Consider the following 12,284-nt stretch of genomic DNA (forward strand, 5'->3'; position numbering starts at 1 on the left):
GATACGCTCTCTCCCGCTTGTTGCTCTTTTGCCAATGGCAAAAGCAACAACATAGAGGTTTTACTCGGTTTGGTGGTCATAGCGTAAGCAAAACACCCGATCCCATCCCGAACTCGGCAGTTAAGTGCTACTGCGCCAATGGTACTGCGTCTTAAGACGTGGGAGAGTAGGTCACCGCCAAACCTAGCAAAACCTCTAAATTTAGTATCTCTCTGCGATGACAAAATAATAAGCCAATACACAAACATTGGCCCCCGGCGCGGGATGGAGCAGCCCGGTAGCTCGTCAGGCTCATAACCTGAAGGTCGTAGGTTCAAATCCTACTCCCGCAACCAACTTTAGCGAACTTTCGCATTCAACAAGGCCCGCATCACCTGCGGGCCTTGTTGCGTTTAGCATCTCCAATAGCTTGCCACGCAGCTCAAGCGCATGGTGCTTGGCTTCTGCGTCCCAGGTGACCACCACTGTATCAACCCATTGATGTAGCTCGTCGCTCGCACGACCCGAGACAGCCTCATCTGAAAGAGTGGCCGCCAGGTCGTCAATTTGGGCACGGTAAAAGACAGGGAGGTCCTCTGGCAACGTGACCGGGGTCGGCTTGATGGCCTTGCGTTTTACTTCTGCGGCTTTGAGGTCGGCTTCCAGTGATTTCAAGCGTGCAGTCAAAGAGGTTGGCGCATCGCCATCTTCAACGGACCGCACAATGTTCCCGATCTTGGTCTTCAACTCGTGAATGGTTTTGTCGTGCAGTTTGAGCATTTGACCATTCTCTTCTGCCTCCACCTTTTTGCGCGCCAGAAAGTTCTCCCGAAACTCCGCATAGGCCTCATCCTGCATCAGGCCAAACTTGAGGCCTGAAACGATGGAGGCCGCAGCATCTTCCTCTTTGAGCCCACGCATCCCGGTGCATACGGACGCACCCTTCTCCTTGGCGTTGGCGCAATAATAGCGCCGCGCTTTGCCGCTGCCCGCCACGGTTAGATTTCCGCCGCACTGTCCGCAGCTCATCAGTCCAGACAGCAGGTATTTACGCCGCCGGAACGATTGCCCGACGGAGAGGCCTTTTTTATCTGTTGCTGGTTTTGTGCTGCGAACCTTTCTGTGTCCGGCTTGCAGCGCTTTTACCGCGTCCCAAAGATCTTGGTCGATGATCCGTAGGTCCGGCACATCCTGAACATCCCAATCCTCGGAAGGGTTAAGACGCGAGACCCGTTTGCCGGTCTCAGGGTGTTTAGAATAGCGTAGTCGGTTCCAGATGCGACGCCCGATATAGAGCTCATTATTTAGGATGCCGGTGCCACGTGTCGGATTGCCATTGATCGTGTTTTGCTTCCAGTGGCCGCTGGTCGCGCGTTTGGTGTTTGCGGCTGGAGAGGGGACGCCGTCTGCATTGAGTTGTGCCGCGATCTTGAGGGGGGACACGCCGGACGCGTATTCCGTGAAGATGCGGCGCACAATGGTAGCTTCATTGTCGTCAATACTGACGTGGCCTGTCTGAACCAGACCGTCTCGTCCAATGCGGGGGGCATAGCCGTAAGATTTGCCGCCTACGCTTTGACCGCGTTCAAACTTTCCGCGCAGACCGCGCCTTGTTTTAAGAGCGAGGTCTTCAAGAAATATCTGCGCCATCGTGGACATAATGCCGATGTCGAGCAGGCCGAGTTTGCCTTTGCCCAACTGGTGAAGCTCAATGTCTGCGAAGGTCGCTGCCTTGTAGAAGTTCGAGGCCCGTTCAAGATCACGCCCAAGGCGGTCGACGTGTTCGAACAGAACGATGTCAAATGAGCGTGCGTGAACTGCGTCGAGCAGCGCCTGAAACCCAGGGCGGTCCCGTAGGGCACCAGACATCCCGGCGTCGGCATATTCTTTTACAACTTCATAGCCGTTGCGTTCTGCGTGTTTGCGGCATTCGCTGAACTGATCGTCAACAGACTTCGGGTTCTGCATATCCGAGGAGTAGCGGGCATAGATTGCCACGCGAGGTTTGACCGTCATTTAGAATCTCCTTGGGCCGCAAATCTGGGTCGCCTTTGTTTGGAATACAATCCAAAATTGAAAAGATTGTGGAGAGGCTGCCATAATCTGGCCGAAATCTTAGCTATTATCCAAATCACTGCGCTTGGTGTTTCTTCCTTCGTTCTGCCCTCTTCGGTGGCCCGCTTGGCGGCAACTTCAGCTATCAGGTCGATCAGATTTGTGAGGGTCATTCGCTTCTCCTTCGGTTGTGGACACACAAAACCAACAACACGACGAGACACGGTGGCCCTTAAGGGTTGATCGTCTACGCCCGCACAGAGATGATCTGTGCGGGCGTCTCTTTATGGGCAGCGCACTGACATCTGTAGCAGCAGAAGGGTCGCCAGCGCGCCTGATGCGGGGTGTCTAAACCCGCATGTTCGGTCAGGCTGCTGCGCGCAGCCCCTGAAGGGCCTTCTCGGCACGAAGCAGATCGTGCACAGCCGAAAGCGTTACGTAGAGCTCAACTAGCACTCCCAGTGCGTTGGTTAGCCGATCGGCTTCCGGCGTCACCCGCTCCTCTCCCCAATCCTGCGTATCGGACACGTTCTCCAAGGAGTGATCGTAATGCGTTTCGACATAGGTTCCTTCGATGATCTCGGCATCAAGCACGCCCACCAGATCGTGCAGCTTTGCGAGAACGCCCTTCTCGAAGATCGCCCCACGTTGAAGTAGGACTGCGAGTTCTTGCGCCATGCGTTTTGGCTTTGGCGAAATGAGGTCGAGGACATCCTGTTCGATGCCGGTCGCAGCCGCGCGGGCGAGCGGGTAGCAGGCCGCTGCCATTGGGGTAACTTCTGTGCCTGATGTGAATGGTAGTTCCATAGTTTTTATCCTTTGATGTTTGGGGTGCGAGGTCGCTCGAAGGCGCGGTTCCCAAAAGGAAACCGCGAACTACGCGCGACTATCGTGCCTGTTGTTCCTGGCGTTCTTCTTGCGCAGCTACCCGTATGGCAGCGTCGGCTTGTAGTCGTGCCTGCACGACATTCATCCGCTCGATAAGTGGCGGGTCCAGACGACCAATGAGTGTTCCGCTATCGTCGTCGTCATCGAAACCAGAATGATTAACGCTGACGATGATCCGACGGGCGCAAACAAAGCGCGACGGCCGCTTCAGGCCAGCTGTGTAGCAGGACGCCAACTCCCCGACCCTCACCTCGTAACCGCGGTTCGCATTGGTGGGTGCTGACGTGCCGTAGGCAAGTTCGATGAAGCAGGTCCCGCCTTTGGTGAAGACGTCGAGAACCAAGCAGGGGCGACGTTTGGGCCGCGTGTCCGTTGATGCGTCGTATTCGTCCGCGAGAGGATACCGGAACAGGACGACATCGCCGCGTTCGACAAGGTTCTGCCAATCAAAGGCCGGCACGAATGGTTGGGGGGATTGATACATCTGGGGTCTCCTGTGATGCGATTGAAAATCGACACCAGCTTTGGAAACCTAAAAGGCCTCCAGTTTTGCTGCGCGTCACAAAAAACGCGCAGCAAAACTGGAGGCAAAATCCGGGAGAGCGACGAGAGGGCATCCCTCTCGTCAAAATACGTTTAGAGGGCAATATATGCGGAAAGCGGCCCTTCGCTACGTTAGCGAACAGACCGTCGCCTTTCTGGAAGGGCCTGGGCAAAAATGAGGTATTGAACTATGTATCTTGGGCAAAGCCACGAGAAGTCGTCATTTTATTGCCGATCGACATTAGGCGAAGGGCGCACCAAAATTGTCGAGATTGAACCTGAAAACAGCCAAGAAACGAAGCGCGTCTAGGAAGACTAGTAAGTCTGCCACCAAGGCATCGTCCACTACTTGGCGAAAGAAGATTCTCGGGCTTTTGGGGTGGACTAAAGCTGCATATTTGGCGGTCGGCTTTTTAGTCGGTATAAGCATCAATGCGTTAAGCATTCCGAAGTCTATTGTGGATTTCAAAAACCATTTTGCAGAGGCGAGAATGTACGTGTCTGACCTTATGTATCGAACTGAGATTTGGACTGGTATTTTCGATACATTCCCAGAAGGTTTTGTTGATATGAACGATATGGAAGTTTCCAGTTTGGTCGACGCCGCATTAGAAATAGAAGTCGTTGAAGGCAATCGTCTTGATGGGCGCGTGTGGTGGAAAAAATCTTGCGATTTGGGAAGCCCGTATAGCGGTCTTCTATTGGAGGGCTACATTAGCATCGGCGGATCGTCAGCTGACGTGATAGTCTATGACTTTCGGGGCGGTCAACGTATCAACTATTTCTCAGGAAATTTGTCTAATGATGGGCTTCTTATTCACTTTTCTGGATTTCCGCACCAGTCAGGTCTCAACGGGAGCCGCATCGCACATAACCCGGAGCCTGCCAAAATAGAAAATTGGGAAGACCTTTACTGCGAGTGGTTCACTCAGGAAATTCAGCAAAAAGAGGATTAGAAATAGACACAGAAATCGGGTGTTCTACGAACATTTGTATATCCAGAATAGGCCGTGGGTGGCATTCGACACTTCTGGTGGGAACCGGGCCTTCGCTGCGAGTGCATTCACCCTTTGCGGAAACTGGTTTCTGAACACTCGTTCGGCGCACATTAGTCGATATGCCCATTAGGGTCACGCGCCATGTCTCCAGTGAATTCATTGACGCGTGAGTTGACGTTTTCAAGATAAACGGTTGCTGCTTCTAGGCAAAACCCACAGAAGATCATCTGAAAATCTGTTGGTGCTTCAAACGAAATTTTTTCCTGCCGCAACAAGCTAACGGGATGGCTGTGAACATGGTTGGAGAGATAGACGTGCATAAAATCAAAGTCGTTCGTATCGAGCCCGGCTTCACGCACGGCACCGCGAACACCATCCATGAAAACAAGTTGGCCCTTCGAAAGTTCATCAATCCTGTTTTTATCTAGACCCAGTTCCTTGCTGCGTTGCGTGATAATCTTTAGGATATCAATCTTGTTCTGACGATGTGCGTCTAATTCATCAGCGGAAAGAGCTTCACCAGCATGCTTGTGCATAGCTTTCAGGAAGCGTTTTCTGTTAGATGCGTCATGCAAAAACAGAACGTGCCGTCTGAGGTCCCATTCTGCTGCACTGAGACTTGGTTCGGATAGGTATAGGGTCATGATTGATGCATCAGCAAGAGTACGGGTGAGCGTCGCGATCGAGAAATGATCCAGTAGTCCAAACTCTGGTTTCTGTTTCATTGAATTTCTGTAGAGCAACTGAATGCTCATGGCGTGCACAATTGTTTTTGAATACGCCATAAGTACGCGGTTCTGTCTGCCGGTATGGACTACACCAAGTCGGCTCTCCGAAAGTGCGACTGCGTGCTCTGTTGCCTTTTCAAACGCCTCTATTGCTTCGCAAAGGTAACTCTGTGGGTCAAGATCACTCATTATTTGCCAATCTGCGAGACTACTTCGACTGATGTGATGATAGTTGGAATAGCGAGCAACACTCCGCCAAGTATAAACATGGCCGAACATGATAGTCGCGCGCCAAATTTTGACCATTCGTCAAAAGAATAGGCCATGTAGAACACATCTCTTGCACGGTCATCCACGATGACGCCAATCGCATTGTGCCAAAGCGCTCTATCAACTCGCCTTTTGGACAATATACACTCAAGGACCCGGTCGGTCATAACGTTGCCGAGAGCGTTATAGAAGCCCGTGTCCAACTCATCTTGAGTGGGCTTGCCGGGCTCCTCCTCGTCAACAAAGGCGTTGTGACCAGCGTGTTCCAATATAGCGTCGAGTTGGTAGAGGGTATCCTCAGTAAAACTCAGTGAAGTTCTTCCATAACTGTCAGGATCATTGTGCCAATTTCCGTCCCACGCAGCGCCGCCAACGCGGGTCAGGTTGTCGACGATCAGCCACTCAGTTTGAGCTGCGCCCATTGCCAGAACGAATTCCTCAGGTGTCTTATATTTTCGGATACTTCTGGGAGCAAAGAACGCATAAAGGATGGCTCCGATCCCGAAGAATACCAACCCAAAATAGAGGAAGGTGAGCTTAAGATCTCTCAGAAGGTCCAACACGGATAATGTTGGTTGATCTGACGCCGTCCCACTGTTGGAGAGAAAAAAGAACTCAGCAATGAACTGGTTATAGATTATAAGATAACCGATTAATGGTGCGAGCGCGGTTAGGCGCGCGGGCGAGGAGTTGCCAATGCTGGCAATTGAAGACCAAGGTATGAACCGGTTCAGTCGCTGGCCTATCGTGGTTTTCAACGTAGATCCGCCTTTTCTGTTGTTGTCGGCTATGTCGCAGCAAATTTGTTCAGTGACGCATTTTTGTCAGCGAATGCAACTGGGATACATCGATCCGAACTTTTTACGGGCGGCTGCAGCAACGTCACCAATGATCGCTTTGGGCCGTTTCTCTCAGTGCCGATTGACCGTCGGAGACGCCAGAAAGGGTGCAGGGACAGACGGCGAGTGGTCTTTGCCTTGGAGTGTCCAGAGAGGGAAGTCCCCTCTTTGGTCCCAGACGGACAGGCTGCCAGGGGGTGCAGGGGGAGTGGCGAACGACGACCCTGTGAGTGGGGATGAAAGGGGTGGGCGAAACCTCCCTTTCTCGGGCTGAAAGCCCCTTGAGGGTTTGGGAGAGTTGGACGCCTCCCAAGGTCGCCGCAGGCGACCAGGGTCCAGGGGCCTGCCCTTGGCGAATGCGTAGCTCGAACGGAGAACCGTAGGGCCGGAGTGCGAGCTACTTAGTGAGTAAACGCCCTGCGCTTCCGGCGTGGCCAAGTCGTTTCGGGTCACTGCGGCAACCTGCTCTATCAAATGATGTTGCCCGTTGGTATCAACTAACTCTTGAGGATTAAGTCGGGTAGGACATCGTCGGTAAGTGGTTGCCAAAATAGCCAATGCATATCTTGCGTTCTGCGTAGTCTGGAAGAAAATGCATTCTTTTGGCGTCTGGAAAGTTCTTTACGTGAGCTTCGAAGGAAGCTGTCCCAAGAGTCGGATGGCTAAACCTCCTCTTGCGAGCAAATTTTCGATTACCCATAGTTGGCCCGCTTTCACCGGAAATATCCAACCCGGTGATAATTGCCAAATCCTCCAAAGAATTAGCGGTCAAAATTCCTTGGTTCAGTTTATTAAGAACATTGATGATTTGCGTTTGATATAGAGAAACTTCAATCGGTCTTTGCAAAGTCTTTAGGACGTCTTTGTTGAATAACATATTCGGATAATCGGAGTTGTCCTGCTCTTTTAACCCTTTGAAGAACTCAGTATTTTCCTCTCTCATAGTGCGAATATTGTCTAGAAACGGTTCTATCTGGGCAACTTCGCTGATATTCGCTACCTCATGATGGTGGGTTGTTTCACTCTCCCCGCCTGCTCTCATTTCGATAATTTCTAAAGTTTCTTTGAGCCAGCGTTGATGTGACTTGAAGCTCACGCACGATGCTCCTTTGACGGAAGCAAAGCCAAGACCGTTAGTTGTTATAGAATCGTCTTCTTTTAATACAAAAATTCGATCCCTAATTATATCCTTAGCCTCAGGATTAAGAGGGCACGCAACTTTTGTCATAATGTTCTTAACCCGCCGCCGCTCCTCCCGATCTAAACTGTGATTTAGCCACTCCCCAAAACTAAAGCTTTCAGAGTAGATGAGGGCGCTCCAACGACCTTCCGAGCCAGCCGCGCGATCGAGGGAAACTTGAGCATCATTTGCCCTTTTTAACAGAGAAAAGAAAAGTTTTATATGGTCTCCAGGGTCAATACCTGGCGGGAAGGGTAAAGAGGCATCGTTAAATATTATGCACTCAGCCATAATCAATCCTCCAGCAGCGCATCCAAACTCTTTTCCCACTCATCAAAGAAACCTGGGGGCCAATATTCGACCCTCCCATCGCCGTTAATGGGTATGCAGTGCACGACCGCTTTATGCTGATGGCTCTCTGGATCACGCGTCAGGAAGAATGTCTGTATGTTCTCTTGCCGAATGACATTGGATTTTATTGCGTTTCGAACACCATTGAATACGTGGTCACTGTGGGTTTCGACAAATATTTGCACTCCGCTCTGCGCAGCTATTGCAATCAATCTCCCCATGAGAGATTGCCCTCCAGGGTGCAGATGAGATTCAGGGTTTTCGATCATCAAAATATCACCGGACCGTGCAGCTAACACAGCCAGCATAACAGGTAGGACGTAAGTTAGACCAAATCCGACATTCTCGGGTCGAAATTGCTTTGTCATCTCTGTCGCTGTGGCAAATTGGTAGTGTAAACTTGCTTGGTTTATCTCTGGAATGAGTTTGGCAATCACCTTAGTTCCTGGGGTTATCTCTGACATCCAGGCATTCAAGTTATCAATTATTGAACCTGTCGCGGCAGATGGGTGCCGGAGCTCAGGGATGGAAATTTTCTTATTGCCATTTACTGAAAGAAAGTGCGCTGTATACTCCCCCTTATTACCAAGGGACCGATTTTGGTTCACTGCGTAGTCAGAGACTTCATAGGTTGTTTTTGGGCTAATTCGATCTGCCGATAGATATTGAAACTGCGGAGTAAAGAGAGCAGTAGCGTACGGCGTGCCATGAGTTTTGCTTGCTTCGTCATTTAGAGGTTGCATGTCCGAAGCCTCCAGATACGTAAACTGGAGGTCAAGTTCATGAGCTTCCCACTCGACGTGAATGCCCACTACCTCCTTTTCGGCTCCTACATAAAGTAGATCTCTCCCAGTTCCGATTTGGGTATGCGCTCCTGCAAGAGAGATGCCTGTCTCTGGTAGAAAGTGGCCGTCAAATGACTGCCTGAGGAGGAGTAATGACTGGAAAATAGAAGATTTTCCCGCACCATTTAGTCCTGAGAATAGGTTTAGGCCTTCAATATCGAAGGCTTCATGTTCAATTGACTTGAAGTTCTTGAGAGTTAGTCGTTCGATCATATCAATAATTCCGTTATAAATTCTCGGATAAATTGCTCTATGCGAGTAAATCTCTCGTATACATGTGTGCTGCTGCTAGTTGAGCGGCTAATTGTTTCATTGAATTCATCATCTAGCAGTAAATCTCTGAACTCATCTAAAAACTGATCCTTATTCAATAGGAGTTGTTCTTGTTCGTCGTATTCAAGTTTTGCTAGTGAAACAGAAAGCGCTTCAAAAAGGGGTTTGTTGACCAATTTTTTCCCATCAACAAGGGATTTTCTGAAAGCATCCTCCCCAAAGATTTCATCAGCTAGTTCCATTGAAATTAAAAACCGGCTTTCTAGCTCTATAAGTTGCGATTCTGAAAACTCGGAAAGGGTAATCATTGCGGTATCTAGAAATTTCGGCAAAGATGACCGGTATTCTTCTAATGTAAAAATTACAAACGCCATATGCCTTAGAACTAGTTCTTGCTGCACCATTCTGTTGTTTTTGCGTCCGACTACTTTAATGAATATTTCATTTTCTACAATTCTTGACAGAAACTTAGATACGGCACCAGAATTTGCCGATTGGCTCATTGCATGACGTATTTCCTGAGGTGTAAGCTTTAACCCTCCCGTATTAATCCGGTTAAACAGAGAGTACTTCATCTCAAGTGGTGTTCCAGGCTTTATTAAATACACCGAAGTTTGAAATTCATCAATACGGCGTGTAAGAGGGCGGGGAAGCTCATCATAGGAACACCCCTCGTATTCAGTTAGAAACTCTAAGTTTGTCAATTTGAGCGTCTTTTTCAGAACAAAATTGTTGATTGCTGACAGCCGCTGCAAACCATCAACTACCTGCCATCTATCGTCGTCGATGGCATCAAAGTAAAATGCTGGTATCGGTAGTCGAATTAATATCGACTCGATCAGACGACTTTGGGCTTGTTTACTCCACAAATCGCCGGACCTTTGAAAATCGGGCATCAGGTCGATTTCTTCGTGTTTTAGCCTGGTGATTAAAGCGCTGAGGTTCGGGGTAGTGATTGAGACATCGACTTTCTTTGGGTCGAAAGGTTCGTCTCTAGCGAAATTTTCCTCATTTGAATCAAAATCTTCGTCCTCAAAGCCATCTGCTTCAGTCGAATCTGTCTTGTTCACCATACCGTTTTCCTCGTAGGGCTTAAAAGAGGCCGAAAGTGTCGCAACCGATATCCGCCACCGATGAGTTTGTATCTGCTAACCGATGCTACTTCAATGTAGAGTAAGTTAGGGTTCACGGCTCATATTTGTGAAGCCCACCTTTATTTACATATTTTGGCTGACGCATTATTGAGATTGTCCTCCAGGCGTGCGTTGCTCCTTGCCCAAGCAACATATAGTTGAGCCAAGCTTGCCTTACCTTGGGGGGCAGAACCTTTCATATGAAACCTTCAGCACGCTCAAATTATCATCTCAAAATTTGCATAACCATTTTCTCATCTCCACCACCAAGGAGATTAAAAAATGGACGGCTCAAACTTCAACACCCGCTACCCCGTCGTGCTGCGTTTCGAGGGGATCGGCCCCGAAAACATTGCCGGATACGAAAAACACCGCAAGAGGGTGGGGGGCGATACCGGTCACATCCTGGAGCACCCGCCGGCCCCAAATCGCCGCCTGATTGGCTCCGAAAACTGGGCGGCAGAAGCTTTAGCTGAGATTGCCGAAATAAAGGCACAGAACTTCGCGGCCGAGCTTGAGGCGCTCGAACGGCGTAACCGCAAGAAGGACATTCAGAAGCGGCTGGCGGAAGGACCGCATAACCCTTGGCGTCCTACGCGGCACGGTCCAATGCGTGAGGTGATTTTGACGGCCAACAAAGGGTGGTTCGATGCTGACCCTGCAGCAGTCTTCGATGAAGGTGTCGAAAACAACCAAAGGATTGCGGACTTCGAGCTGTTGTCGATTGCTTGGCTGAAAGAACAGTTTGGCGATGACGTCATTCACGCCCGCGCAGACCTTGATGAAGAAGCTTATCACATCCACGCCGTAATCATGCCGCGTGTCTGCGTGGAGATGATGCGCACGGACAAGGCAACGGGCGAGAAGAAAGTCATCGCGACCCGGAAGATGCTTCAACCATCAAAGTTCGACGTAATAGAAAACTACGAGCACGCTCAGGATAGCGTCGGCGCGTGGTTTTCCAAAATCGGTCTCGAACGCGGTGAAAAGCGCAAGGAGGCGTTCCGCCAGGCTGTCGCCCAAGGTGAAACGCCGCCGCCAAAACGGATGCATACAAAAACGAGGGACTGGCGGCGCAAGAAGGATAGTGAACTGGCCAAGCGTGAGCATGATCTTGATGCTCGAACTGACGCGGTCGAGGAAAAGTCGGCGGAGGCGGACGCCATCATCGACATAACCGAAGCCATCGCGGACGGCGTTGTTGATCCCTCGGCTGATGGAACAGCGGCAATCGCACCGGTGAAGGGTCGCGAGAATGACCCAGTTTTCCTGAGAGCACAAAACAAAGCGAGGCAATCGCCCATGGGCGCAGCGCGCGTTGCGAAAGCCTTCCGCCGCGGATGGGGCGCAATGTTCAAGAAAGCGCGCACGGACGCCTTTGAGCGGGTTTCGGATGAGTTCCGCGCTGCCAACCGAACATTAGAGGAGGCGACATCAATGCTGGCGAAGATCGGGGCCACTCTCGGCGATGGCTTCACCGGAAATGTAGGCGCGCTCTCGGAACTTGCTCAGCGACTCAAGAAGGCAGTTATCGCGGGAAATCTTTCACATGAAAGAGCCGAAAAGAGAAGTTCCAACAAAGACAATGGTTTAGGAGATTGACCGATTTTTTGTTGCCGTAAAAGTCACCGCACGCCGATTTGCTCTCCCATCTTTTTTTTACGCAGCCCAGACATTCCGCCCGGGCCTGAACTTATTAAGACAGAGGATTATTAGATGAACAACCGCATGCAAGGAAAGCCTTCCAAAACCACCCGTAAGAAACGCGCTGACGTGCCGATGAGCGCAGCGATGCAGGCAGCGATGTTCAAGGTCGCCAATGTTGCCGCGAACTTGTCCAGAAAAGATGAAGCAGCCCAGCAAGCTGCGCGCAAAGCGATTGCAGACACTATCGAGGAATGGATCTCATTCCTGACGGAACATGATCAATCGGCAGTTGATGAGTTCTACTATGAGATCAGCATGCTTGCCTCTGTTGGTAACCGCCGCCGCATTTCCAAACACGCGCTTATGCCCACAACGGTCGCCGAACGAGTTGAGGGCGATTTGCAAAAGCAAAAGGAAGAAGCTGAAGCAGCGAAAACGCGAGCTGCAGAAGGCGATAAAGAGGGCGGCGCGCCAGTTCCGGCATAAGCTCAGGCGCAAACCTCAAGATTAGTTCGCCAAAGTCCAAATCCCCCTCCCGCAACCAAATCTACACAA

General features: G+C 50.5%; 12 protein-coding genes, 1 tRNA gene and 1 rRNA gene. 5 read left to right on the top strand and 9 right to left on the bottom strand.

Annotated features, from left to right (window positions below):
• The first annotated feature begins 68 nt into the window (after positions 1 to 68).
• Both rrf and BLQ98_RS16665 read left to right on the top strand, forming a co-directional pair.
• Positions 69 to 183: ribosomal RNA gene (gene rrf, locus BLQ98_RS16660) — 5S ribosomal RNA — on the top strand.
• Between the two features lie 75 nt (positions 184 to 258).
• A tRNA-Met gene (locus tag BLQ98_RS16665) sits at positions 259 to 335 on the top strand.
• On the opposite strand, the gene BLQ98_RS16670 is transcribed toward BLQ98_RS16665, so the two are convergent.
• The 4 genes from BLQ98_RS16670 to BLQ98_RS16685 form a co-directional block, all read right to left on the bottom strand.
• Complete coding sequence (locus BLQ98_RS16670) at positions 292 to 1,995, bottom strand: recombinase family protein (protein WP_141135364.1); 1,704 nt, start codon at positions 1,993 to 1,995, stop codon at positions 292 to 294. The genes BLQ98_RS16665 and BLQ98_RS16670 overlap by 44 nt on opposite strands.
• On the bottom strand, positions 1,992 to 2,207 hold the full coding sequence (locus tag BLQ98_RS16675) for a hypothetical protein (RefSeq protein ID WP_093734345.1): 216 nt from the start codon (positions 2,205 to 2,207) through the stop codon (positions 1,992 to 1,994). Before BLQ98_RS16675 ends, BLQ98_RS16670 begins: the two co-directional genes overlap by 4 nt.
• Before the next feature lie 193 nt (positions 2,208 to 2,400).
• Positions 2,401 to 2,841, bottom strand: a complete 441-nt coding sequence (locus tag BLQ98_RS16680; protein ID WP_093734346.1) for a hypothetical protein — start codon at positions 2,839 to 2,841, stop codon at positions 2,401 to 2,403.
• 79 nt (positions 2,842 to 2,920) lie between these two features.
• Positions 2,921 to 3,406, bottom strand: a complete 486-nt coding sequence (locus BLQ98_RS16685) for a putative type II toxin-antitoxin system PemK/MazF family toxin (RefSeq protein WP_093734347.1) — start codon at positions 3,404 to 3,406, stop codon at positions 2,921 to 2,923.
• Positions 3,407 to 3,737: 331 nt separating this feature from the next.
• On the opposite strand from BLQ98_RS16685, the gene BLQ98_RS16695 reads away from it, so the two are divergent.
• Positions 3,738 to 4,421 (top strand): hypothetical protein, encoded by a 684-nt coding sequence (locus BLQ98_RS16695; RefSeq protein ID WP_208596090.1) that lies wholly within the window; start codon positions 3,738 to 3,740, stop codon positions 4,419 to 4,421.
• Between the two features lie 152 nt (positions 4,422 to 4,573).
• Here BLQ98_RS16695 and BLQ98_RS18145 read toward each other — a convergent pair whose 3' ends face one another.
• The 5 genes from BLQ98_RS18145 to BLQ98_RS16720 all read right to left on the bottom strand — a co-directional run bounded on the left by BLQ98_RS18145 (position 4,574) and on the right by BLQ98_RS16720 (position 10,022).
• Positions 4,574 to 5,380 (bottom strand): DUF5677 domain-containing protein, encoded by an 807-nt coding sequence (locus tag BLQ98_RS18145; RefSeq protein ID WP_141135363.1) that lies wholly within the window; start codon positions 5,378 to 5,380, stop codon positions 4,574 to 4,576.
• The gene (locus tag BLQ98_RS16705) at positions 5,380 to 6,219 is read right to left on the bottom strand and encodes a hypothetical protein (RefSeq protein ID WP_093734351.1); all 840 of its coding nucleotides are present in this window, start codon (positions 6,217 to 6,219) and stop codon (positions 5,380 to 5,382) included. Before BLQ98_RS16705 ends, BLQ98_RS18145 begins: the two co-directional genes overlap by 1 nt.
• Positions 6,220 to 6,811: 592 nt before the next feature.
• Complete coding sequence (locus BLQ98_RS16710) at positions 6,812 to 7,771, bottom strand: hypothetical protein (protein WP_093734352.1); 960 nt, start codon at positions 7,769 to 7,771, stop codon at positions 6,812 to 6,814.
• A 2-nt stretch (positions 7,772 to 7,773) separates the two neighbouring features.
• Entirely contained in the window at positions 7,774 to 8,889 is a 1,116-nt protein-coding gene (locus BLQ98_RS16715) for an AAA family ATPase (protein ID WP_093734353.1), read from the bottom strand.
• Positions 8,886 to 10,022, bottom strand: a complete 1,137-nt coding sequence (locus BLQ98_RS16720; RefSeq protein ID WP_093734354.1) for a DUF262 domain-containing protein — start codon at positions 10,020 to 10,022, stop codon at positions 8,886 to 8,888. The genes BLQ98_RS16715 and BLQ98_RS16720 overlap by 4 nt, the downstream gene beginning before the upstream one ends.
• Positions 10,023 to 10,364: 342 nt before the next feature.
• Between BLQ98_RS16720 and BLQ98_RS16725 the strand changes: the two genes are divergently transcribed.
• Positions 10,365 to 11,684, top strand: a complete 1,320-nt coding sequence (locus BLQ98_RS16725; RefSeq protein ID WP_093734355.1) for a plasmid recombination protein — start codon at positions 10,365 to 10,367, stop codon at positions 11,682 to 11,684.
• Positions 11,685 to 11,798: 114 nt separating this feature from the next.
• On the top strand, positions 11,799 to 12,215 hold the full coding sequence (locus tag BLQ98_RS16730) for a hypothetical protein (RefSeq protein ID WP_093734356.1): 417 nt from the start codon (positions 11,799 to 11,801) through the stop codon (positions 12,213 to 12,215).
• Positions 12,216 to 12,284: the final 69 nt, after the last annotated feature.

Source organism: Sulfitobacter litoralis (assembly GCF_900103185.1).
GTDB classification, from domain to species: Bacteria; Pseudomonadota; Alphaproteobacteria; order Rhodobacterales; family Rhodobacteraceae; genus Sulfitobacter; species Sulfitobacter litoralis.

Bases quoted from the DNA above. Each gene is read 5' to 3' on its own strand.
- BLQ98_RS16670 (WP_141135364.1), bottom strand. From the start codon at position 1,995: ATGACGGTCAAACCTCGCGTGGCAATCTATGCCCGCTACTCCTCGGAT.
- BLQ98_RS16675 (WP_093734345.1), bottom strand. From the start codon at position 2,207: ATGACCCTCACAAATCTGATCGACCTGATAGCTGAAGTTGCCGCCAAG.
- BLQ98_RS16680 (WP_093734346.1), bottom strand. From the start codon at position 2,841: ATGGAACTACCATTCACATCAGGCACAGAAGTTACCCCAATGGCAGCG.
- BLQ98_RS16685 (WP_093734347.1), bottom strand. From the start codon at position 3,406: ATGTATCAATCCCCCCAACCATTCGTGCCGGCCTTTGATTGGCAGAAC.
- BLQ98_RS18145 (WP_141135363.1), bottom strand. From the start codon at position 5,380: ATGAGTGATCTTGACCCACAGAGTTACCTTTGCGAAGCAATAGAGGCG.
- BLQ98_RS16710 (WP_093734352.1), bottom strand. From the start codon at position 7,771: ATGGCTGAGTGCATAATATTTAACGATGCCTCTTTACCCTTCCCGCCA.
- BLQ98_RS16715 (WP_093734353.1), bottom strand. From the start codon at position 8,889: ATGATCGAACGACTAACTCTCAAGAACTTCAAGTCAATTGAACATGAA.
- BLQ98_RS16720 (WP_093734354.1), bottom strand. From the start codon at position 10,022: ATGGTGAACAAGACAGATTCGACTGAAGCAGATGGCTTTGAGGACGAA.
- BLQ98_RS16725 (WP_093734355.1), top strand. From the start codon at position 10,365: ATGGACGGCTCAAACTTCAACACCCGCTACCCCGTCGTGCTGCGTTTC.
- BLQ98_RS16730 (WP_093734356.1), top strand. From the start codon at position 11,799: ATGAACAACCGCATGCAAGGAAAGCCTTCCAAAACCACCCGTAAGAAA.